Genomic DNA, 22,415 nt, shown 5'->3' with positions numbered 1-22,415 from the left:
TCTTACTCCTGCGCTGACCTTTGAGCCCCGACGGGAGGCTCGATGCTGCCCTGCATGTCGTGCATGCGATGCTCGACTTCACGGGAACGGTTCATGCCTTCGTATTTATCGATAATGCTCTGGAACAAGTCCGGCTGGATCGAGGCGTAATGCTCCACCGGATGCTTGAACGTCGGCTTGGCAAGTCGGGCATAACTGTCCTTGTCCAACCGTGCCTGCCCCGCCCTGACCTGGGCGACCCACTTGTCGAAGCCCGCCGCGTCGGTGGCCAGGGTCCGAAAGTGCATGTCGGAGAATCCCGGGCCGTTGTAGTTGGCGGCGATGCCTCGATATTCCCCGGCCTCGTTGGCGATCAGGTGCAGTTGGGTCTGCATGCCGGCCATGGCATAGATCTGCCCGCCGAGGGCCGGGATGAAAAACGAGGTCATGGCGCCGTCGGACGTCACCTTGAAGTTCACCGGTGTATCCAGCGGCATGGCCAGTTCGTTGACCGAGGCAATGCCCAGTTCCGGGTAGATAAACACCCATTTCCAGTCCGCCGCGATAACCTGCACCACGATCGGTTTCACGTCCGAGTCCAACGGCCGGTATGGGTCCAGCGCATGGGTCGACTTCCAGGTAACCACGCCCAGGATGATGATGATCACCAACGGAACGCCCCACACCACCGTTTCGATCTTGCGCGAGTGGGCCCACTCGGGCGTGTACTGGGCCTTTTCGTTGGAGGCGCGGTATTTCACTGCGAAAACGAACGTCATGACGATGACCGGTACCACCACCAGCAACATCAATAACGTCGAGAGAATGATCAAGTTGCGTTGGTCAACGCCGACCTGGCCCTTGGGATTGAACAACACCATGTCGCAACCACCGAGCAACAGTATCCCGCCGACCAGCAACAACCTCATCAAGTAACAAGGCAGTCGAGTTCCCATGTCTTACGCTTCGCTTATTGAGTGTTTGTCAGTTGCCGAGCGATCTTGTCTTTGATCGACAGACGCTGTTCCTTGAGTCTGCGGATGTCATCATCCTCGACGTTGCCCGCCGATATCGATTCGGCCGCCAGGACCTGGTTATCCACGTCCGTGTATTCATCGAGCAGGCGATCAAGCTCCGGGTCTTGTTGACGACGTTGTTGAACCGCCTCTTTGCTGCAATTCAAATCTTGATAGAGATCGTGAGAAGCAGGCATGGCCTTCTCCTTAAGCAGTGATGTTGGGGTACACGATTTTTAGAATTGGCCCCCACGGCTAAGTTGAAAGAAACATCTGGACACGGTGACGAACGGCATCCCTGATAAAAAAAGCCCACGAGACGTGGGCAAAGGGAACGCGGTTTCCGGTTGGATCGGGTCAGGAAGACTGTCTGCCCGCAGCCGATGGCATGGCCGTGGAGTCTACCCGGACCGTGCGAGCCTGGAGGGTGGCGCGCTCCCACTCCCTGGCGTCGTGGCTGCAAAAAATCTCGACGTGCCCGTCCTGGGTCCGCGCCAACTCCCGCAGGCGATTCTGATTGCGCATCCGTGCCGGGCGGTGAGTGTCCATCATGTATTGATAGAACTTCAGGCCCGGCGGGCAGTGACGCTCGGGTCGATGCACTTCATCGTGGAAAAAATACGCGTCGCCGGCGTGCAGCATCCAGCCATGGGCGGTGCGCAGGGCAATCCCGGCGTGGCCGGCGGTGTGGCCCTGGAGCGGCACCAGGAAAATGTCCTCTTCTTCGGCCCCGACCAGCGCGCGCACCGAGTCAAAACCAAACCAGGTGTCGCCTTCGGTGTTGTAGAACTCCCAACTGTCGACGCCTTGCCATTGCCGCGCCTGGAACCGTCGCCGACTGATCCAGCTGTCAGCGGAACGCGCCGCCGCCATCTCGTCGCGCATGACATGCACCCGGGCCTGGGGGAAATCCTGGAGTCCGCCGGCATGATCGAAATCCAGGTGCGTCAGCAGGATATGCCGCACGTCATTGGCGTCGAAGCCCAGGTGCCGCACTTGCTCCAAAGCCGTGAGGCGATGCTCGAACTTGATGTTGTTGAACATGCGGAAAAAACGACTCAGCCGCTCGGGCGTCTGCACATCCCGCTGGCCGAAACCGGTGTCCACCAGGACCAGGCCGTTGGTGTCGGTTTCAATCAGCAGGCAATGACACACCAGGCACGCGGTCAGCCCTCGACTGTAGCCATCGAACAGCGCACCACCCACCGGGCACATGCAACCGCAGTTCAGATGATGGATGCGCATGGACGGCCTCCTTTCCCGGGTGGGGCTTTTGTTGCAGGTTTTTTAACGGACTCTGTGGAATCGACTGGCGGGACGTTGAGGGAATTCCGAGAAGGCGACGGGTGGTGGCTTAGTGCAGCGCCTGGCGAGGGGGAATAAAGTGAACCACCTGTGGCGAGGGAGCTTGCTCCCGCTGGGGTGCGCAGCGCCCCTAGATCAGCCGGCGCGGTTAGCCAGGATTAGCGCATCCAACCCTGTTGGGGCCGCTGCGCAGCCCAGCGGGAGCAAGCTCCCTCGCCACATGGAGCGAGGCAAGCTGCCTTTCAAAGCTGCGCTACTCAGCGAAGAAGACGAAGCGCTCATTGCCGTTGTGACGGAGCGTCTCGCTAACCCTCAAAGGGTTAAGGTAAGCCTGGATGACCTATAGCCTGGAGTTTGATCGACGTGCCCTGACGGATTGACTGGCGCTGTTCGTGGGGGCGCCACCAGCGCTTTTCGTGGCGAGGGAGCTTGCTCCCTCGCCCCATGGATCGCGTCGGGTTCAGGGGTAGCTGAAGCTCTTGACCAACGTCAGCTCGCCGACCGCGCGCATTGGCACCACAAACGTTTCCATCTTCTCGCTCGGCGTGCCTTCTTCCGTGATGACGGTGACCTGGGCCGTGGTCAGGGCTTGTTGCGCCTGCTCCACTTGTTCACCGTCGCCCTCTTCATCCTCGTCACTGCGATACCCGCCGCCATAGTAATTCACGTACACCAGGTACTGGCCCTTGATGGGCGCGGGCATGGCGAAAATTTCCGGGCCATAGCCGGTGGTGACATCGACGTCGAGCGCGCCGCCGTTGGCGACGGCGCGGTCGCCGTACCAGATGTGGGCGCCGTCGGGAGTGACAAGGTGCAGGTCGAGGTCGGTGCCGTCGCTGTCCCAGGTCAGCAGGACGCGCAGCTTGGCCGGGGTGGCGCCGCCGCTGGTGTTGAGGAATTGCGTGCGGTGGCGCTGCTGGCCGTCGGCGCTGCGCACTTCAACGCTGTTGCTGCCGTTGGGGAATGAGAACGGGCGGTCGAAACGGCCTTCTTCATCCACTTTCAGCGGCAGGCTGACGCCATTGACGATGAGCTGGCCCGGCGCGCTGCTGTCCTTGGGCGCGCCTTTGATCTGGCCGCTGATGCGTGCCGTGTCGGCCTGGCCTGGGGGCGTATTGACCGACGAGGCCGGGTAGTTGACGGTCTGGCTGAAGCTTTCGCCCTCGCCGCCCGGCGCACCGCTGCGCCAGCCGCCGACCGGAGTGTCCAGTTTAATGGTGTCGGCGCCAATGGCCGGTGGCAACGCAGTCAGGGCGCAGAGCAACAGCAAGACCTGTGGATAACGGAGTGTCATGGTCTATTCCAGCAAGAGGTGACGGGCAAGCCCTTCGATATAGGTTTCGTCCTGGCCGTTGGGATGAGCTTCAAAGGCCAGGTGCAGGTATTCATGTGTCAGGTCGAGGCGGTCTTGCAGCGTCAGTACGCCGCGCACATAGATGCGCTGGCGCTCGCGGTCAACGTAAGGCCGGCCAAAGGCGACGCGGCAGACGGCGAAAGCACTGATTTCGTTGTAGCCCACTTCGCTTTCCAGCCGCTCACGCCAGCCCCGTCGCTGTTTCAGCAGCCATTCCTGGGCGGCGGGCAGCGCTTCGCAGGACGCCACCGGATTGTCCCAGCGGCTAAGGCTGGCGCGCGGATAAGCGTGTAGCAGGATGGCGTCATAACGCTGGCCGCCGTTGGCCTGCTCGACGGCGTGCGCCCAGGACAACTTGTCCGGACCTGGCTGATCGGAGTGGTAAGTGACATCGGTGCCCGCCAGGACCAGGTCCGTGGTCCACGCCGCAACGGCGCGGGTTTCAGGCGCCGCCGGACGCGGGGCGACGCGCTGGCGGTGGCTGCTGTCGTCGATGCTCAGGCAATCGCCATTGCGCTGGGCGTTTTGCAGCAGGTAGGTGCGGATCGCCACGGCCAACGCCTTGGCGGCTTCGACGGGCTCGGCCTTGGCTTCGCGTTGCAAGACCCGGGCGACGTATTCCTCCCGGTCCAGGCGCGCCACCAGCTTGCCGGGCATCAGGAACAATTCGCCGTCGCTGTGGATATCCAACTGGTTGCCGTTGGTGAACTCGACGCGATAGTCGCCACGCAGCTGACCCGGCGTGGCTGGACGCTCACCAGCCATCACCCGTTGCAAGGGATAACGGGCAAACAGGTCGACTTCCACACAACGCCCGGTTTCCGCCGGCCAGCGGGATGGCAAGGCCGTGGCCAGGCCATCGCCGTACTTTTTCAGGATTTGCTGGCTGGTGCCGCGGCCACCGGCCCAAACCGGCGTACCGTCGGCCAGCCAACCGGCGAAACCGCCCTGGCGCGACGCAGGCCCCTGGTCGCCCAGCCAACTCCAGGTCTTGACCCGCAAGCGCCCGCCCAACTGGCCGACCACTCGCCCGTCCGCCGCGCCAAGCACGACGTCGAGCAACACCCGGCGGGCCTGATCCTGGGCCGGCAGCATGGCCAGCGCCTTGAGCAATTGCGCGACAGGCACCTGGGTTTGCGGCTGCAAGGCCGGCAAATCCAACAACCAATTCGGTGCCTGGCGGACCTGCCAGTAATCACGCCAAGTCGCGGTCGAAAGCCCGAGGCGTTGCGGTTCGAAATACAAACCGCAGGACTTCACCAGCGCCTGGTCGCGGCCAATGCTCTTTCCGGCGGTGCAGCAATAGACTTCCTCTTTCGATTCACCGCGACATTCATACACAGGCTCGCGGGCATCGGTGTCTACCAGCCAGGCGTAGACGAACAGCTTCCACAAGCTGCCCAGCGGCGCTTGCAACGAATCGGGCAGTGGCTGGCGGTCCAGCACTTGGGTCTGGCTCACTCGCAGCAGTTCGCCATCGAAGGCCAGGCGCAACGGCTCCTCCTGCGCTGTCGCCAGCGCAGGAATCAAGCACAGCCACCACCAGCCCCGCCGCTTGCGCATGTCAGTCGACCGTGACCTGACCGAGTGCCGGTTTCTGCTCCCGGGCCTGGTTCTGTGGCGCGTAGACCTGAGTGAAACGCACCGGCGGCACGCTGAACTGGCCCTTCTGGGAGAAGCGCACCAAATGACGCAGGCGCAGCTCGCCACTGAGGGCATCCACCGGCACCGCGTAGGCCATCTGGCCCGGCTCGAAACGAGCCTTTTCCAGGGACGTCGACTCACTGTCGGCCTTGCCCAGCAACTGAATGCCCCACGTCGTGCGTTCCACATCGGCGCCCGGCGGCAGCGGCACTTCGAGCATGCCGTAGCGCAGCGGAGTCGGGGCCTTGCTGTTGATGATCACTTCATCCAGATAGAGGCTGTCACTGGACAACGGTTTGTTGCCCACCGCTTCGAGCTTGAAGGTGAAGGCCTCGTCGCCCGGCACCAGACGGGACAGGCGGCGGGTGATGGATACGGCCATCGGCGCCAAGGGCGCTTGCTGGCTCTGGAAGCTCAATGCCGCTTGCAATGGACGCTCCTGGGCGCCGGTCAGGGTCAACATCGTTGGAAGCTGCGCGCCCTGCCATTGCCAGTAGGTTTCACCGGTCGCGCCTTGCTTGGCTGCCCAGCCTTCGCCCGGCGCCAAAGCCACGGCCGGTGCGGCCTGTTCGATGCTGCGTTGCAGCCAGGTCAAGGCCAGGGCCCGCTCGAGGGTGGACTGTTGCGGCAGCACACGCTCGAGCAGCGCCGTGGCACGCGTCTGGTCGAAGCTCTGCAACGACAAGAGCAAGGCCTCGACAAACGGTTGCGAGCTGAGCTCCAACTGCTGTTGCGCGGCGTCCGCTTGGCGACTGAAGGCGGCTGGCAATGGCACTTTCGCCTGTTTGGCCAGCGATGCCGTCAGGACACGGGCGCTGGCCAGGCCAAGGGCTGAATCCGGCGCGTACATGACCAGGCTGTCTTCACCGCTGTCCAGCACGCTCTCGGTGCTGTCTTCGCTGGCCTTCGCCAGATCATCCATCAAGCCACTGAGCAAGGTGTTCACCGGCAGTTGCATCTGCTTGGCGAACGACAGGATCAGCGCACGTTGCAACAGCGGCGTATCACCGGCCTGCTTGGCGTAGACCTCCAGCACCCGCTGCCAGTGTTCCGGCGGCAGGCTCAAGTCCAGCGCCTGGCTGGCGTGCCAGTCCGCGTAATAGGCATAGGCGGTGAGGAACGCATCCGGCTCACCGTCCTGGCCCCACCAAGTAAAGCTTGCCGATGGACCGGCCATTTGCACCAGGCGCAGGCGGCTGTTCTGCATGATCAACCGCAAGCGGTCGCGGATCTGCGGGTTCGACGCCAATGTCGGGTAGGCGATGCTCAACGGCAGCAGGCGGCTGGCGGTCTGCTCGACGCCGCCGTACGGGTAGCTCAGCAGGTCATCGAGGGCCGAACGGAACAGCGCTTGCGGGCTGTCATCCAGGCGCAAGCGAATGTCGCTGGCGTCGGCTGGCAAGGTCAGCGGGGTGTCGCCGCTGGCCACGTCGAGGCGTTGGCTCTGGGTGACTTGCCAACCGTTGCCGCTGGCGTTCAAGTGCATGGCCAGGGCGTCCTGGGTTTCGCCGTTGAGTTGCAACTGCACGTTCAAGTCGCCATTACTCAGCTCCATGGCAGGCAACGCCACGTAGTTGATGCCGCTTTTCAGGTCCGCCACGACGCGCTGTTCGGCACCGGCGTAACGGATCACCAGCTCGGCCTTCAGCGGCTTTTCCGATTGGCTGAAGACGAACATGCCCAGTTGCGGCTTGTCGCCTACGCGGAAACGGGTCGGGCCGCTCCACTTCAGGTACAGCGGTTTTTCCGAGGCGATGAATTGCTTCTTCTGTCCCACTTGGCCGTCGTCGGCGATCGCCTTGGCGGTGATGCGCCAGCGGGTCAGCGAGTCCGGCATCTTGAAGGTGAAGCGGGCCTTGCCATTGGCGTCGGTGACCAGCTCCGGTTGCCACGCGGCGGTGTCGACGTCCTCGCGACGCGGTCGCTCCAGTACCTTGACGCCACGCTCGCTGCGGTTGGCCTTGCCCGGCGCGCCGGGGCTGCCTGGCAATGCCACGTCGTAGCTGATGAACGACAGGCTGGCGCTGGTGCGCACGTTGTTACGACGCGGGTGATAGAAGAACTGGTCGATGGTCGGCGCGACTTCCGGTTGCAGCGCGTAGACCATTTCATCGACAACGCTGACGGTCAGGTGCGCCGGGATCGCCTTGCCGGCGAAATGGGTGCCGAGGTCCACGGTCACGGTGTCGCCCGGCCGGTAGGTGGCTTTATCAGTGGTGATGGCCACGTCGATCTGCGGCGCAACGACCTTGATGCCGGCGTTCTGGAAACTGTACTGGCCGCCCTTGGTGTACAGCACCGAGAAGGTCAGGTTCGGCGCAAAGTTGTCTTTCACGGTGATGCGCGCGCGGTATTGGGTGTCGCTGAGTTTTTCCATCTTCAGCCAGTCGGCGCCCTTGGTCAGCAGGGCAGTGGCCTCGACCTTGTCCCGCTCCAGGGACAGCAGCGCATCGCTGACCGGCTCGGGGAAGGTGATCAACGCCAGGGCTTCGTCACCGGTCTTGTATTCAGGCTTGTCAAAAACGATCTCGACCGTGCCCGGCACGGCCTTGACCCCTTGACCGGTCACCGCGTGGGCGGCGGCGCCAATGACCCGGCCGTGGTCGTCCTTGAGCGTCAGGTTGTAGGTGCCCGGACGCTCGAAGGTCAGGCTGAAGCCCTTGTCCTTGGCCGCCAACTTGCCTTCACCGGTGGTCTGGTCTTCCAGGCGCACCCAGGCGTAGCTGCCCGGCGCTACAGCCTTGGCTTGCTCGTTGCCGCCCTCGTTGGCGTAGCTGAACGAGACCTTCTGGCCGGCGGCGCTGAACCGCTGGGGCGCGCTCAAGCGGAAATTCGCCGCGCCACGGTCGATGAGGATTTCCTTGGTGGTCTTGACCCGGTACGCCGCGCCATCGCTGGCGAATACCGTCAACGTATAGCGGCTCGGCTTGTCCGCGGCCGGTAGGTCGAGGGTGGCGTTGCCCTTGTCGTCGGTAGTCACTTCGCTGCTGGTCAGCTCGACCGGGAATTGCCCCAGGTATTGCAGCTCGTTATCGACCATCGACAGTTGCTGGGCCCGCAGGCTCAGGCTCACCTTGGCGTTCGCCACCGGCTTGCCGTCGGGGTACAGCAACACGAGATTGCCTTTGACCGGCTCACCGGTGCGGTAATCCTGCTTGGCCAGGTTCAGGGCAATCTCGAAGTGCGGCTTGATGTATTCAGCCACACGGAAGGCGCTGCTGTAGAGCTGGTCCTTGTAGCGCAAGCGCAATTCATAACCACCGGCCACGGCGTTTTCCGGCAGTTGGAAACGGCCCTGGGTGCCGGCCTTGGAGTCCAGCTTCAAGGCCAGGGTTTGCAACGCGGTGCCGGTCGCGTCCAACACGCTGACGTTGACGTCGGCGGCGGTCGGTTGCACCGATTCACGGGCGTTCTTGAACTCGCGCCCGACGATTTTCAGCGACACCCAATCCCCCGGCCGGTACAGCGGCCGGTCGGTGAAGGCGTAGAGCTTGGTGTCGTAGATTTCGCTGTCGTAGTAGAAATTTTCCGAGACAAACACCCCACCCTCTTCGTCTTCACCGATGACGAACGAACGCTCCGGGCTGACGTGCTTGAGGCGCAGCAGGCCATCTTCATCGGTGGCTCCGCTGCTCATCACGCCCAGGCCGTCGGTCCACAACACGTTGACCTTGGGCACCGAGCGCCCTTCATGCTTGCGCGCGGCCCAGACCAGCAACTCGTCGCCGGCAATCTTGCTCACCGCCACGGTATTGGAGACGAAGACCATGGTGGTCGCGCGATATTTGCCGATCAGCGCTTCCACCAGGTACAGGCCCGGCTTCAACTGACCCAGCGGCACATAGACGTTACCCGGCGCGACGCTGACGAAGTCGCTGGACGAACCGGCCAGGTCGACGCCGGCCGGCGGCTGGATCGGTTTGGCCTGCCACAGCGGGTAGCGGAACTGGCTGACCACTGGCAAATCGGGGATCAAGGCGAATTGCGCTGGAGCGTCGTACGGGGTCGGAGCGATCAGGGCGTTGCCGACCTTCAGTTCCGGCACTTCTTCAGTGACCTGCTGACGCGACTCGTAGGAGAACGCCCGCTGCATCACCCGGCGGGACTTGCGGTACCAGTTGTCCCACAGGTACGCGAGGGTGTTGGACAGGCCTTCGCCCTTGAACTGGCCGTCGCTGACCACGCGGTGCAAGTTTTTCTGGCGCTTGAGGAAGTCCAGTGGCTTTTCGATGCGATAGACGCGGATGTCGGCGCCGCCGTAGGGCTCCATGCGGAACCGACGGTAGTCGCGGCCCGGCGCTTCGAGACGGACCATCGCCTGCTCGTCGCTGGCAAAGCTGCTGTCGGCCAGCAGGAAGAAGCTCTCACCGGACACCGGCGTGTAGCCGCTGGGCTCCACCGTGTCTTCGGCGTTCACCAAGGGGGCCAGCAACAAGGCAAACAGCAGGGGCAATTTCGAACACAAGCGCAGCATGCGGGCACCGGTCATTGGGTGAGAAAGTTGAGTCGATAGACGCCGATGAAGTTGGGGTTGGCTGCGTCGGGTATCCATCGGGTGTCCTTCCAGTTCATGAGTTGTTGCAGGCTTGCGGAGCGCATGCCGTTGTCAGTTGGGGTAGTGGTGCCGGTGTGATAGGCGATGTAGCGGCCCATCCAGATCATCAGGTGCTGGTCGTCGCCCTGATCGAAGAACATCAAGTCGCCGGGCCGGGCCTGGGTGACATCGCGACCCACCAGGCGGCTATTGAACTGGATCAACTTGATCGCGTTGACATAGGGCCCGACTTTGCCGCCACCCTGCTGCCATTGCTGGGCAAGGCGCCGTTGCGCATCGCTCAGGGGCAATTCCGGTGGCAGGTAACGATTGGACAAACCATTACTGCGCAGCCATTTGTCATCGTGGACCTTCAGCGCTTCGTTGGCGGCGAAGCGCACCAGGCCGGCGCAATCCTGCTGATACCAGCGCGGACTCGGGCCTTTGGTCAGTTGCTCTTGGGCGATGCGCACGAACCAGGCACGAAAGACCTGGGATTGCTGGGCGTCCAACGGCGGCGCCTCGACGGCAAGCGCAGGCCCGCCGAGCAGCAACGCCAGTAGCAACGCCAACGCTGGGTTGCGGATCAGTGCTGTCACAGCGCTTTCCATTCCAGCGGCAGCCACTGCCAATGGCCGTCCGGCTCGCTGCCCTCAGGCAACGTCAGGGCGTATTTGCCGTAGCCGCCGAGGGTGCGCAGTTTAGGAATCAGGTAGGTTTGCGCGGCGTTGTAGAACACTGGCTCCATGTCCTGGGGCAGGCTGTCGAGGGTTTCGCGCTGCATCAGTTGCGCCATGGAGTCGGGACCGAAGTAAATCGGCATCAGCACGTCCTTGGGCACGACGTCGGCCATGGGCGGGAAGCGCTTGTCGAGGGTGCCGAGGGCCTTGTCCACCAGTTTGTCGTCCAGGGAGAACAGCAACGTCGAGCCGTGCCGCGCCAGGCTCACGCGCATGAACGCCTTGCCGGTGATCGCTTCGGGCTGCTGCGCTTCCTTGGCCGAATAAGGACCGAAGTTTGAACTGACCTGGCGCTGCCACTGGTGCGTCGAGCCTTCTTGCTTCTCGACCACCGGGAACGCGTGCTCGGCAACGTTGTTTTCGTAGGCGCCCACCATCGAACCGAACAGGTTGCCCAGGTCGCCGTCGAGCTTGCCCTCGTCGTCATTCAAACTTGCCACCAGCAGCGGCGTGTACAGGCGCGACTCGGCGTACCAGCACAGGCCTGCCGCGCCGGCCATGTGGTCGACCATGGCCTGGGCGGCCTTGTCGTCGGCGCCGAGTTTCACCAGCAGCGGCTTCTGTTGCTCCGCCGCCAGCGGCAAGGCGACACAGGCGCTGGCGCCCATGGGCATGGCTTGCCAGATTGGCTTGAAGTCGAAGTCAGGCTGGTTCTCCTGCTCGTCCATGGCCAGGAAGCTGTGCCAGCCCTTGTCGTCCATGTCGAAACGCAACCCGGCAAAGTTCGGGATGAAACGCTGGTAACCCATGGCAAGCACGCTGGCGTTGACCGAGATGCGTTGCTTGACCTGCGGCGCCTTGGGCGCCAGGCCGAAGGCTTCGGGAAAGAGTTTTTCACCGGCCAGCAGCGCTTCGATGGCCTGGGTCGAGACCATGCCGGGTTCATCGGTGGGGCCATTGCCCTTGTCGTAAAGCTTGGTCGGGTTGGACAGCACGACGAGCTTGTCACCATGGGAGGCGAAGACCAGGGATTTGCTGGCGTTATAACTGAGCTGGTACAGCGCGACTTCATCGCCGCCCACTTTCAAGTCGCCGAGTTTGCTCAACTGGGTGTCATCCAAGGCGACTTTTGCCAACGGCTCCAGCACCTTGGCCAACCCGCCGCGATCCATCACCAACAGGAAATCCTTGAGCCGACCGTCCGCACCGCGCCACAGCGCCACGTCCGCCGGTTGGTCGAAAAGCTGCTCGATCAGGCTGTCCTGCAGCTTGAGGTCATGCTCGTAGATGATCCGGCGCAGGCTGCCGATCAGCCCGAGACGGTCGGCATGGGCTTCGTAATAGAAGACGAAATCCTCGGTGAGCGTGGCCTTGAGGAATGGCACGGCCAACAGGTCCTTGGGCAATTGGCTCAGGGAGTGGGCCTCGAGCAAGCCGTCGGGGCGGCTCAGGCCGAGCTTTTCCAGTGCCAGCTCCATGGGCGGCGACTTGGGCTTGGTCATGAACCAGCCCAACCCGGCGGCGACCCCCGTTACCAGGCACAGCCCGATCAGTATCGCCGGCCAGCGGCGCACAGGTTTGGCGACAGGTGTCGGCGTGGTCGGGGAAGCAGTGTTGTCGCTCATATTCACTAGGGCCTGTTCATCCGTGGAGCGGATACTTAGTAATTGAAAGTCTTGACCAGCAACAGATCGCCAATGGCGCGCAGGGGCACGACAAAGGTCTCGCGTTTTTCATCGACGGTGTTTTCGTTGAGCACCAGGTTGATCTGCGAGGTAATCACCTCGTTCTGGTTGCTGGATTCATCGAAGTTGTAGCCGCCGCTGCCGTAGTTGCCCCAATAGTTCACGTAGACCAGATAAGTGCCGTGCATCGGCGCGGTCATGGTGAACATCTCGGGGCCGGGGCCATCGACACCGTCCGGGTCGAGGCCGCCGCCATTGCTCAGCGCCGGCTGGCCGAAAAAAGCATGTTGGCCGTCGGGTGTGACGATATGCAGGTCGAGCTCGGCGTTCGGATCGTCCCAGCCCAGCACCACGCGGATCTGCGCCGGGGTGCGCAGGTTGTTGGCTTCATAGAATTGCACGCGTTTGAGGGACTGGCCTTCAGAGCTACGTACTTCAACGCTGTTGGAGCCGGCGCCGAACGCATACGGCCGGGCAAAACGCCCCTCGTCGTCGGTATAGAGATTCAGCGGATTGCCATTCACCGCCAGGCTGTGGGGCTGGCGCGCGGTGCCCATGTCTTTGATCCGGCCCTCGATCATCGTGCGATTGCGCTGCACGCCGCGGTCGATGGGCGGCGTGGGGTAGGCGACTTGCGGGTTTTCCGTGCGATCGAGCAAGCCGCTGTAGCGCCAGCCGCCGACCGGCTCCGACAACTCAGCCGAAGGCGCGGCCCACGCCAGCGGCGCACCGAGCAACACGATCAATAGAGAAAGAAAACGCACGTATGCCTCCTGCCATGCACGACGCAACCCGGCGCCCTTCCCAGGCGCTGATTGTCATTATTCGGGTTTCGTCTGAAGGCCCCGTCGCACGGGGCCGTAGATGGCGCGAAGAGTAGCCATTTGACGGATTTTTCACAATCAGGCAACGCGCGATTCTGTGTGGGAAATCACGGACTGAAGCGTGCGTGAGCCGAATAGAGGATTTATTCGGCTCACGGGATGAGCCGAATAGCGCTATTATTCGGCTCATCGCTCTTTGGACAGGCTCATGGAACCCTACTGGATCTGGCAGCATCCCGACTGGCCCGACTTCCGCTGGCAATCCGAAGCACTGGCACCGCTGCTGCGCGAATGCGTACAGGCCCAAGGCCAACTGCTCGGCATGACAGGCGCGGTCACGGCTTCGCTCAGCGCCCAGAATGAGCTGGACGCACTGCTGCAAAACATCGTGACCTCTTCGGCTATCGAAGGAGAGCAATTGAATGTCGGCTCGGTGCGCTCGTCCCTGGCGCGCCGCCTCGGTCTGGAACAAGGCGACGACCATCCGGCCAGCCAACGCAGCGAAGGCTTGGCAAACCTCTTGCTGGACGCGACCCGGCACTTCAACCAGCCGCTGACTGTCGAGCGCTTGCTGGAATGGCACAATTGGTTGTTTCCTGACCAAACCAGTGACTTTGCCCATCGGCAGATGCACGTGGGTACGCTGCGCGGTGACGAACCGATGCAAGTGGTCTCGGGCAGGCTGGACCGCCCAACCGTTCACTTCGAAGCACCGCCTCGCCAGGGGCTTGAGCGACATTTACAGACCTTTGTCGACTGGTTCGAGGCCAGCCGTCATCAGGCCGGCCTCGATCCGTTGCTACGCGCCGGTATCGCTCATTTCTGGTTTGTCACCCTACATCCCTTCGACGATGGCAATGGTCGCTTGACTCGCACGCTCACCGACTTGGCGCTGGCCCAGGGCGAGGCCCAGGCGATCCGTTTCTATGCCATGTCCGTGAGCATCCTGGAAGACCGCGCCGGTTATTATCGAGTCTTGGAAAGCAGCCAGAAAGCCACGCTGGATATCACCGCTTGGCTGACCTGGTTTTTGCAAACGCTGTTGCGCAGCCTGCACACAGCGATGGCGCAGATCGAAAGCGTGCTGGGCATGACGCGGTTCTGGCAGGCCCATCGCGCCTCAGCCTTCACCCCGAAGCAGATCAAGGTCCTGAACCGCTTGCTCGATGGCGGTGAGAAGGGCTTCGAGCAGGGGATCAACGCCGCTCAATATCAAGCCGTAGCCAAGGTCTCAAAGGCGACGGCCACGCGACACTTGGCGGAGCTGCTGGAAAAAGGCTGCCTGGAGAGGATGCCCGGCGGCGGGCGCAGTACCCGGTATCGAATCAACTATCCCGCTGACTGAACACCCGTGGCGAGGGAGCTTGCTCCCGCTCGATTGCGCAGCAGTCGAAAGTCTGAAAGTCTGGATGAGTCTTCGCAGGTTTGGGTCTGCTTTGCAGCCCAGCGGGAGCAAGCTCCCTCGCCACAAAAGCAATGGATCATCGCCGGCGTTAGCCCCACCCTGATTTGCCCCAAAACCCCATGTCTGCTAGTGTCGCGCCGGTTTAACAGTCAACCGGAATAGCCGCCATGGCCCGCAAAAAAGCTGCACTGGATTTCGAACAATCTCTGGCCGACCTGCAAACGCTGGTCGAGCGGTTGGAGAACGGCGAATTGTCGCTGGAAGACTCGCTGACCGCTTTTGAACAGGGTATCGGCTTGACTCGCGACTGCCAGGCGGCGCTGGCCCAGGCCGAGCAGAAAGTGCAACTGCTGCTCGAACGCGACGGGGAGCTGACCGAAGAGCCTTTTGACGCGGAACAGCCTGAATGATCGGCGCCTATCAGGCCAGCAGCCAAGCCCGGGTCAATGCCGCGCTGGACACCTTGTTCAGCGCCCCGAGCCCGGAACTGGCGCGACTGTACGAAGCCATGCGCTACAGCGTGATGAACGGCGGCAAGCGGGTGCGACCGCTGTTGGCCTACGCCGCGTGCGAAGCCCTTGGCGGCGAGGCCGAGCAGGCCAACGGCGCCGCCTGCGCGGTTGAGCTGATCCACGCGTATTCGCTGGTGCACGACGACCTGCCGGCCATGGACGATGACGATCTGCGTCGCGGCCAACCGACAACACACAAGCAATTCGACGAAGCCTGCGCGATCCTGGCCGGCGATGGCCTGCAGAGCCTGGCGTTCAGCGCCCTGCTGGACCCGGTCCTGAGTAACTGCCCGGCGCAGATTCGCCTGGACATGGTCAGCGCGTTGGCGTTGGCCGCCGGTCCCGCTGGAATGGTCGGTGGCCAAGCCATCGACCTCGGCTCGGTGGGCTTGAAGCTCGACCAAAACGCCCTGGAATACATGCACCGGCACAAGACCGGCGCCCTGATCGAGGCCAGCGTCAAACTCGGCGCCCTGGCCAGTGGCCGGGCCACGCCCGATCAGCTTCACGCCTTGCAGACATATGCCCGGGCCATCGGCCTGGCATTCCAGGTGCAGGACGACATCCTCGACGTCGAGAGCGATACCCAGACCCTCGGCAAGCGCCAGGGCGCCGACATCGCGCGGGACAAGCCAACCTACCCGGCCCTGCTCGGGCTCGATGCGGCCAAGGCCTACGCCCTGGAATTGCGCGACCACGCCCTCGACGCGCTGCGACCCTTTGACGCGGCGGCCGAGCCGCTGCGCGAGCTGGCGCGTTATATCGTCGAACGACGCAGCTGATACAGGGTCAACCATTCATAGTGCGTATCGGCCAAGTTCCGGCCAACGCGTGGGCAGCTTGCGATGCATAAGGTAAACTGCCGCCTCTTTCTATACCTATAACGATTCGCCTGATGCCCACGACGTTCCAAGAGATTCCCCGCACACGCCCGAGCACGCCACTGCTGGACCGCGCCAACACGCCGGACGGCCTGCGTCGCCTGGGTGAAGCCGAGCTGGAAACCCTGGCCGATGAGTTGCGCCTGGAATTGCTCTACACGGTCGGCCAGACCGGTGGGCATTTCGGCGCGGGCCTGGGCGTCATCGAGCTGACCATCGCGCTGCATTACGTCTTCGACACCCCGGACGACCGGCTGGTGTGGGACGTTGGGCATCAGGCGTATCCGCACAAAATCCTCACCGATCGTCGCGACCGCATGGGCACGCTGCGCCAGAAAGACGGGATCGCGGCCTTTCCGCGCCGTTCCGAGAGCGAATACGACACCTTTGGCGTCGGCCATTCCAGCACTTCCATCAGCGCCGCCCTGGGCATGGCGATTGCCGCCCGCCTGCAGGACAGCGAGCGCAAGGCGATTGCCGTGATCGGCGACGGTGCACTGACCGCGGGCATGGCGTTCGAGGCGCTTAACCATGCTCCCGAAGTCAACGCCAACATGCTGGTGATCCTCAACGACAACGACATGTCGATCTCGCGCAACGTCGGCGGGCTGTCCAACTACTTGGCGAAGATCCTTTCCAGCCGTACCTACGCGAGCATGCGCGAGGGCAGCAAGAAGGTGTTGTCGCGCCTGCCCGGCGCCTGGGAAATCGCCCGGCGCACCGAAGAATACGCCAAGGGCATGCTGGTCCCCGGCACGCTGTTCGAAGAGTTGGGCTGGAACTACATCGGCCCCATCGACGGCCACGATTTGCCGACGCTGATCGCCACGCTGCGCAACATGCGCGATCTCAAGGGCCCGCAATTCCTGCACGTAGTGACCAAGAAGGGCAAGGGTTTCGCCCCGGCGGAAATCGATCCGATCGGCTACCACGCCATCACCAAGCTCGAACCGCTCGATGCCCCGGCCGCCGCGCCGAAAAAGGCTGGCGGACCGAAGTATTCCGGCGTGTTCGGCCAATGGCTGTGCGACATGGCCGCCGCCGATCCGCGCCTGGTGGGCATCACCCCGGCGATGAAGGAAGGCTCGGACCTGGTGGCCTTCAGCGAACGCTACCCGCAACGCTATTTCGACGTGGCGATTGCCGAGCAGCACGCCGTGACCTTTGCCGCCGGCATGGCCTGCGAAGGCGCGAAACCGGTGGTGGCGATTTATTCGACCTTCCTGCAACGGGCTTACGACCAACTGGTGCATGACGTGGCCGTGCAGAACCTCGATGTGCTGTTCGCCATCGACCGCGCGGGCCTGGTCGGCGAAGACGGTCCGACCCACGCCGGCAGTTTCGATTTGTCTTACCTGCGCTGCATCCCCGGCATGTTGGTCATGACGCCGAGCGATGAAAACGAATTGCGAAAAATGCTCACCACCGGCCACCTGTTCAATGGTCCCGCGGCGGTGCGCTACCCTCGCGGCAATGGCCCGAACGCCACGATCGAAACTGACCTGGAGCCGATCGAGATCGGCAAGGGCGTGATCCGTCGCCAAGGCAAGCAAACCGCCCTGCTGGTGTTCGGCGTGCAATTGGCCGAGTCGCTTAAAGTCGCGGAAAAACTCGATGCCACCGTGGTGGACATGCGTTTCGTCAAACCCCTGGACGAAGCCCTGGTACGGGAAATGGCCGGCAGCCACGAGCTGCTGGTGACCATTGAGGAGAACGCCATCATGGGCGGCGCCGGCTCGGCGGTGAGCGAATACCTGGCCAGGGAAAACATCCTCAAACCCGTGCTGCACCTGGGCCTGCCGGACACCTATGTCGAGCATGCAAAGCCTGCGCAGATGCTGGCCGAATGCGGGCTGGACGAAGCCGGGATCGAAGCATCGGTGCGTCTGCGGTTGCAGTTGCTGGGCTTGTAAGGTCAGCCGATACAAACTCTGCGGGGGACGACGATGCTCGCTCCCGCAGCAGTTCTGATCTTCTCGGAAATGCCATGAAACTGCGCTTCGCCCTCACGCTTTCCCTACTCCCTGCCCCTGACCTGCTGGCCGACACCTTCGAACGCGACCAGGCCCTGAAGCTGCCCGACATCGTGATCAGCGCCAACCGCCAGGTCGAAGCCCGCAACGACAGCAGCGCCGCCAATACCGTCTTCACCCGCGACGACATCGAACGCCTGCAACCCGCCAGCGTCACCGAGCTGCTCAGCCGCGTACCGGGCGTGCAGGTGGCGCCACTGGGCGGACGCGGCAGCCTGCCGGGGATTTACATTCGCGGCACCAAATCGGCCCAGAGCCTGGTGCTGGTGGATGGCCAGCGTATCGGCAACGCCACGTCCGGCGACAGCAACCTGCAGCGCCTGAACATCAATCAGATCGAACGCGTGGAAGTACTGCGCGGTTCGCGCTCGGTGATCTACGGCGCCGATGCGGTGGGCGGTGTCATTCAGATTTTCACTCGACGCAGCAACGACCAAGGCCTGCAACCGCGCTTGCACCTGGGTGCTGGCAGCCAGCAGACGTGGGAACGCAGCCTCGGCCTGTCCGGCGGTGACCAGCAGACTCGTTTCAACCTCGGTGCGAGCCTGGACGAAACCGAGGGGAGCAATCGCACGCACGCATCCTACGCCAGCGACCGAGACGCCGATGCCAACCGCAACCAGTCCTTCAGCCTGAGCCTGAGTCATGCGCCCAGCGACGACCTGGAAGTGGGCCTGAACCTGCTGGATAGCCGTGGCAAAAGCGAATACGACAATCCGTTCGGCCGTTTCGACCCCAACACCTTCGCGTCCCTGCCCCAACAGCCCTACAGTGAATTTGCAGTGAGCAGTTTCAGCGGCTATGTGGATGGACGGATCAACAACGGCTGGAAATCGCGCCTCGAGCTCGGCCACAGCGAGAACCGGGAGAAAACCTTCGACAAGCTCAGCGATGTACGCGAAACCTTCAACACCTACCGTGATTCCCTGACCTGGCAGAACGACGTGACGCTGGACGAGCGCAACAGCCTGGTCGTCGGCGGCGACTGGTATCAAGACCGCGTCAACAGCAGCACGCCGTTCGACGAAGACAGCCGCTGGAACCGCGCGGCCTTTATCCAGCATCGCTTCCAAGGCGAAAAATTCTCCACCGAACTGGGTCTGCGCCGCGACCAGAACCAGCAATTTGGTGGCCAGAATAGTTGGAGCGGCACCCTCACCCTACCGATGAACCCGGACAACGATCTGCTGCTGACCTACAGCGAAAGCTTCCGCGCGCCGACCTTCAACGACCTGTACTACCCGGACTTCAGCAACCCAGACCTTGCGCCCGAAACCGCCAAGAGTTATGAGCTGCAATGGCGTAGCCAACTGAGCGACAGCGCCCGCCTGGAAACGTCGTTGTACCGCACCGATCTGGAAGACGCGATCATCTTTGGCAGCAACTCGCGTCCGCAGAACGTTGCCTCAGCACGGATCAACGGGTTCGAAGCGGCCTTGCGACAGGAGTTGTTCGGCTGGCAGGGCAACCTGGGCCTGGCCATTATCGATCCGCGCGATCGTGACAGCGGCCACACCCTCGCCCGCCGCGCCCGCCGAACCTTGAGCCTGGATCTGGACCGGCAATTCGATCGCCTGGGCCTGGGCGCAAGCTGGCAAGCGGTGAGCGGCAGCTACGATGATGAAAACAACCGCAATGCCTTGGGCGGCTATACCCTGCTCGGGTTGCGCACAAGTTGGGCCTGGACTCGGGAACTGAAGCTGGAAATGAAAGTGGATAACCTGCTGGGCAAGGATTACAGCCGGGCGCTGTATAGCCACGACGGAGCGCAATATGGTTATCGCGAAGAGCGGCGGACCTGGTTGTTCGGGGTGACGTGGACGCCGGCCCTTTGATCGCAACCCCGCGCACGGCGATGACGACGTCGCGGCCTACCGGTCCGGCGCGATCAGCTCACACAACCGGGCAACGGCTTCGATCATCTGCCCGCTGGGCCGCTCCAATCCCTTGTCAGTGACCAGCAACAACCGCCCCTGCGCCACCGGCCAGGCCTTCCAGGCATCGAGCTGCGCCTGGTCCGTGGCCAGGATCATTTGCGGCTTACGCTGCAACACCGATTCCACGCTCACCTGCGGCGCCGGCAGATCCTGGTCGGCAAATACGTTGTGTGCACCGCAAGTGGCCAGCGCATCGCTGATGATCTGCCCGCCACCCACGGTGTACAACGGCCGGTCCCAGACCTGATAGAACACCGGCAATGGCGTGTCTCGCCGATAGCGCAGGCGCAGTGCCTCAAGACGCACGCGCAGTTGCGCGGTTCGCTGGGCGCCCCGTTCCGGGCGGCCGAGTATCTGGGCAATTTCTTCGATTTGCGTGATAAGTTGGTCGAGACTGCGGGGTTCGGCGACATAGGCAGGGATCTGCAAACCCTTGAGCTGTTCGCGCTGGGCCGGGCCGACACTGCCAGGCCAGAGCAGGAGCAGATCAGGCTTGAGGCTGAGCAAGCGCTCCATATCCAGTTGCCCGTAACGCCCCACCGAAGGCAGGTCTTTCAGGGCCGGTGGGCGATCGCCGCCGTCCAGCACGCCCACCAACAAGTCGGTAGAACCCAGTTCGACGACGATTTCAGACAGCGACGGCGCCAGGCTGACGACCCGGGAAGCCGCCGCCGTCGACGCGCTGGCGGCCAGCAGCAGGACCGCCAGCCAGAGGCGCATCAGCCGAGCTGGCGCGGAATGCGATACAGGTAGAACAGTACGGCGGTGGACAGCGCCAAAAGCATCAGCGGCACCGCTTCCAGACCGACGAATACTGCCAATGCGCCAATCCAGGCCGGCAAGCCGGCGGCCAGGAAGGCTGCGCGACGCCGGGCCGCGAGGGTGATCCAGGCCTGAGGCTCTTCCGGTGTATCGAGGGATTCTTGCGTGGCGATCAGGGCGTTTTTATAGCCACCGAAAAACCGCAGGCTGACAAACATCGACGCCATGCCGGCGATGAACAATGGCATCGCCAGCACCGGCAGAATCGCTTCGCCCTGGCCAAACACCGCGTTGATCACGAACAGCGGCAGCAAGGCCAGCGCCAAGTATTGCCACCAACTGACGGACAGCCGCCGCCGAACCTGACCGCGCGTCACGCCCGGTCAACCTCGCCCTGGTGCTCGTTGCCCATCATGTGGTCGAGCTTGCTGGCCTTGGTCGCCAGGTACAGTTTGTTATGCGGGTTATGCCCGGTGTGCAACGGCACGCGCTCGGCCACCACGATGCCCATGTCGGTCAATGCCTTGACCTTGCGCGGATTATTGGTCATCAACCGCAACGACTTGATACCCAGATGTTCGAGCATTGGCTGGCAAATGCTGTAGTCGCGCATGTCGGCGGCAAACCCCAGGCGTTCGTTGGCTTCCACGGTATCGGCGCCGCCATCTTGCAGTTCATAGGCGCGGATCTTGTTCAGCAAGCCAATGCCGCGTCCTTCCTGGCGCAGGTACAACAGCACGCCACGGCCTTCGCGGGCAATGGCCTGCAGCGCGGCTTCGAGTTGCGAGCCGCAGTCGCAGCGCTGGCTGAACAACGCATCGCCCGTCAGGCATTCGGAGTGCAGGCGACCGAGTACCGGAGCACCGTCGGCGAAATCCCCCAGGCTGAGCACGACGTGCTCGCGACCGGTGGTTTCATCGAGAAAACCATGCATGGTGAATTGCGCAAAGGGCGTTGGCAGCTTGGAAGCGGCAACAAAAACGACAGGCACCGGTGTGCTCCTGATCTAGTACTGGAGTTTCGCAGAGGCGGGCATTGTAACAGCAGGCTCCCGCAGACGCTTAGGCTGAATTATCGGCCATAAACATCAAAAAGTTTGATCACAGCTTCGGTGGTTTACCGTGCTCGTCGAAGGGATAGGGTTGCTTCCAGCGTTCGAAAATCGGTTTCAACTCGCCGTTTTTCACCAGTACATCCATGCGCCGGTCAAACAGTGCACGCAACGCACGGCCGTTTTCGGTGTTGGCAAAGCCCAGGTACAGCGGCAGGTTGATCAGCGGGGAAAGCTTGTATTGCTTGGGATCATCGGCCTTGGAAAGCACATCCTGGATCTCCATCAATGCATCGATATAAAAATCGGCGCGATCATGGACGAGCATCGGCAGGATGCCGACAGAGCGGTGGATTTCATTGAAACGGCGGATGTTAGGCAGATAGCGGTCGTATTCGTAGCCGCGCATCCACACAAGCCGGTAGTCACCGATGGTCGCCAATGAGGGAGAGGGTTTGGAGGCCAGGCCCAAGGCATAGATGTGATCAACGTCGTAGTGCCAACGGGGGTACAGCAATCCCTCGGTCTCATCGCGATAGGCACCGACCTGGACATCGGCGTCGGCGCGCTCCACCAAGCCGATTGAACGTGTGTAGGGGACACTTCGGATCTTCAGCTTGACGCCCTCGGGTTCGAACACCTCGCGCAGAATGTCCCATGCCATGCCTTGGCCGTCTGCCTGGGTGTAATCGGCCCACTCTTCGCTGGCGGCGCGGATCTCGCCGGGCAAGGGCGCCGACTCGGCCACCCGAAAGCCGAGCAAGGCTCCAAAACACAGCAACAGCAGAAGTGCGCGGCTTACGCCCATGCCTG

The 22,415-nt window shown here is 62.7% G+C and carries 18 protein-coding genes and 1 pseudogene; 6 read left to right on the top strand and 13 right to left on the bottom strand.

Translation table 11 applies throughout. From position 1 onward, the window contains the following. Positions 1–2 precede the first annotated feature (2 nt). The 3 genes from cyoA to J3P95_RS03575 form a co-directional block, all read right to left on the bottom strand. On the bottom strand, positions 3–935 hold the full coding sequence (cyoA, locus tag J3P95_RS03585; RefSeq protein ID WP_434578688.1) for a ubiquinol oxidase subunit II: 933 nt from the start codon (positions 933–935) through the stop codon (positions 3–5). 14 nt (positions 936–949) lie between these two features. Then, positions 950–1,192, bottom strand: coding sequence for a YdcH family protein (locus J3P95_RS03580; RefSeq protein WP_434560730.1), 243 nt, complete (start codon positions 1,190–1,192; stop codon positions 950–952). 160 nt (positions 1,193–1,352) lie between these two features. Next, positions 1,353–2,240 (bottom strand): MBL fold metallo-hydrolase, encoded by an 888-nt coding sequence (locus J3P95_RS03575; RefSeq protein ID WP_434560728.1) that lies wholly within the window; start codon positions 2,238–2,240, stop codon positions 1,353–1,355. Between the two features lie 283 nt (positions 2,241–2,523). On the opposite strand from J3P95_RS03575, the pseudogene J3P95_RS03570 reads away from it, so the two are divergent. Next, positions 2,524–2,646: pseudogene (locus tag J3P95_RS03570) on the top strand (type II toxin-antitoxin system RelB/DinJ family antitoxin); the annotation flags it as partial. Between the two features lie 114 nt (positions 2,647–2,760). On the opposite strand, the gene J3P95_RS03565 reads toward J3P95_RS03570, so the two are convergent. Genes J3P95_RS03565 through J3P95_RS03540 form a run of 6 tightly spaced genes read right to left on the bottom strand, consistent with a single transcriptional unit; the run spans position 2,761 to position 12,961 of the window. Further along, a complete protein-coding gene (locus J3P95_RS03565) occupies positions 2,761–3,594 on the bottom strand; it encodes a YfaP family protein (protein WP_434560726.1) in 834 nt (277 codons plus the stop codon). A 3-nt stretch (positions 3,595–3,597) separates the two neighbouring features. Beyond that, complete coding sequence (locus J3P95_RS03560) at positions 3,598–5,217, bottom strand: DUF2300 domain-containing protein (protein ID WP_434578690.1); 1,620 nt, start codon at positions 5,215–5,217, stop codon at positions 3,598–3,600. A 1-nt stretch (position 5,218) separates the two neighbouring features. After that, positions 5,219–9,787, bottom strand: a complete 4,569-nt coding sequence (locus J3P95_RS03555; RefSeq protein ID WP_434581307.1) for an alpha-2-macroglobulin family protein — start codon at positions 9,785–9,787, stop codon at positions 5,219–5,221. Continuing rightward, positions 9,784–10,443, bottom strand: a complete 660-nt coding sequence (locus J3P95_RS03550; RefSeq protein WP_434560722.1) for a DUF1175 domain-containing protein — start codon at positions 10,441–10,443, stop codon at positions 9,784–9,786. The genes J3P95_RS03555 and J3P95_RS03550 overlap by 4 nt, the downstream gene beginning before the upstream one ends. Continuing rightward, positions 10,428–12,137, bottom strand: a complete 1,710-nt coding sequence (locus tag J3P95_RS03545; protein WP_434560720.1) for a DUF2138 domain-containing protein — start codon at positions 12,135–12,137, stop codon at positions 10,428–10,430. The genes J3P95_RS03550 and J3P95_RS03545 overlap by 16 nt, the downstream gene beginning before the upstream one ends. A 35-nt stretch (positions 12,138–12,172) precedes the next feature. Then, positions 12,173–12,961 (bottom strand): YfaP family protein, encoded by a 789-nt coding sequence (locus J3P95_RS03540; protein WP_434578692.1) that lies wholly within the window; start codon positions 12,959–12,961, stop codon positions 12,173–12,175. Positions 12,962–13,229: 268 nt separating this feature from the next. Here J3P95_RS03540 and J3P95_RS03535 point away from each other — a divergent pair, with 268 nt between their 5' ends. The 5 genes from J3P95_RS03535 (at position 13,230) to J3P95_RS03515 (ending at position 19,687) form a co-directional block, all read left to right on the top strand. Beyond that, complete coding sequence (locus J3P95_RS03535; RefSeq protein WP_434578694.1) at positions 13,230–14,366, top strand: Fic family protein; 1,137 nt, start codon at positions 13,230–13,232, stop codon at positions 14,364–14,366. 227 nt (positions 14,367–14,593) lie between these two features. Continuing rightward, on the top strand, positions 14,594–14,836 hold the full coding sequence (locus J3P95_RS03530) for an exodeoxyribonuclease VII small subunit (RefSeq protein ID WP_003185917.1): 243 nt from the start codon (positions 14,594–14,596) through the stop codon (positions 14,834–14,836). Continuing rightward, complete coding sequence (gene ispA, locus J3P95_RS03525; RefSeq protein WP_434578695.1) at positions 14,833–15,720, top strand: (2E,6E)-farnesyl diphosphate synthase; 888 nt, start codon at positions 14,833–14,835, stop codon at positions 15,718–15,720. Before J3P95_RS03530 ends, ispA begins: the two co-directional genes overlap by 4 nt. 113 nt (positions 15,721–15,833) lie before the next feature. Beyond that, positions 15,834–17,732 (top strand): 1-deoxy-D-xylulose-5-phosphate synthase, encoded by a 1,899-nt coding sequence (gene dxs / locus J3P95_RS03520; protein ID WP_434560712.1) that lies wholly within the window; start codon positions 15,834–15,836, stop codon positions 17,730–17,732. A gap of 74 nt (positions 17,733–17,806) precedes the next feature. After that, complete coding sequence (locus J3P95_RS03515; RefSeq protein WP_434578697.1) at positions 17,807–19,687, top strand: TonB-dependent receptor domain-containing protein; 1,881 nt, start codon at positions 17,807–17,809, stop codon at positions 19,685–19,687. A 36-nt stretch (positions 19,688–19,723) separates the two neighbouring features. Here the strand turns inward: J3P95_RS03515 and J3P95_RS03510 are convergent, their stop codons facing one another. The 4 genes from J3P95_RS03510 to J3P95_RS03495 form a co-directional block, all read right to left on the bottom strand. Then, on the bottom strand, positions 19,724–20,509 hold the full coding sequence (locus J3P95_RS03510) for a cobalamin-binding protein (RefSeq protein ID WP_434560708.1): 786 nt from the start codon (positions 20,507–20,509) through the stop codon (positions 19,724–19,726). Beyond that, a complete protein-coding gene (locus tag J3P95_RS03505; RefSeq protein ID WP_434578699.1) occupies positions 20,509–20,928 on the bottom strand; it encodes an MFS transporter in 420 nt (139 codons plus the stop codon). The genes J3P95_RS03510 and J3P95_RS03505 overlap by 1 nt, the downstream gene beginning before the upstream one ends. After that, the gene (gene ribA, locus J3P95_RS03500) at positions 20,925–21,542 is read right to left on the bottom strand and encodes a GTP cyclohydrolase II (RefSeq protein WP_186614576.1); all 618 of its coding nucleotides are present in this window, start codon (positions 21,540–21,542) and stop codon (positions 20,925–20,927) included. The genes J3P95_RS03505 and ribA overlap by 4 nt, the downstream gene beginning before the upstream one ends. Before the next feature lie 109 nt (positions 21,543–21,651). Then, positions 21,652–22,410: a substrate-binding periplasmic protein gene (locus tag J3P95_RS03495; protein ID WP_434578701.1), complete on the bottom strand. Its 759-nt coding sequence runs from the start codon at positions 22,408–22,410 to the stop codon at positions 21,652–21,654. Positions 22,411–22,415 lie beyond the last annotated feature (5 nt).

This window comes from Pseudomonas sp. Z5-35, assembly GCF_051131945.1.
Taxonomy (GTDB): domain Bacteria; phylum Pseudomonadota; class Gammaproteobacteria; order Pseudomonadales; family Pseudomonadaceae; genus Aquipseudomonas; species Aquipseudomonas marvdashtae.
This window is presented reverse-complemented; position numbering and strand designations above follow the sequence as displayed.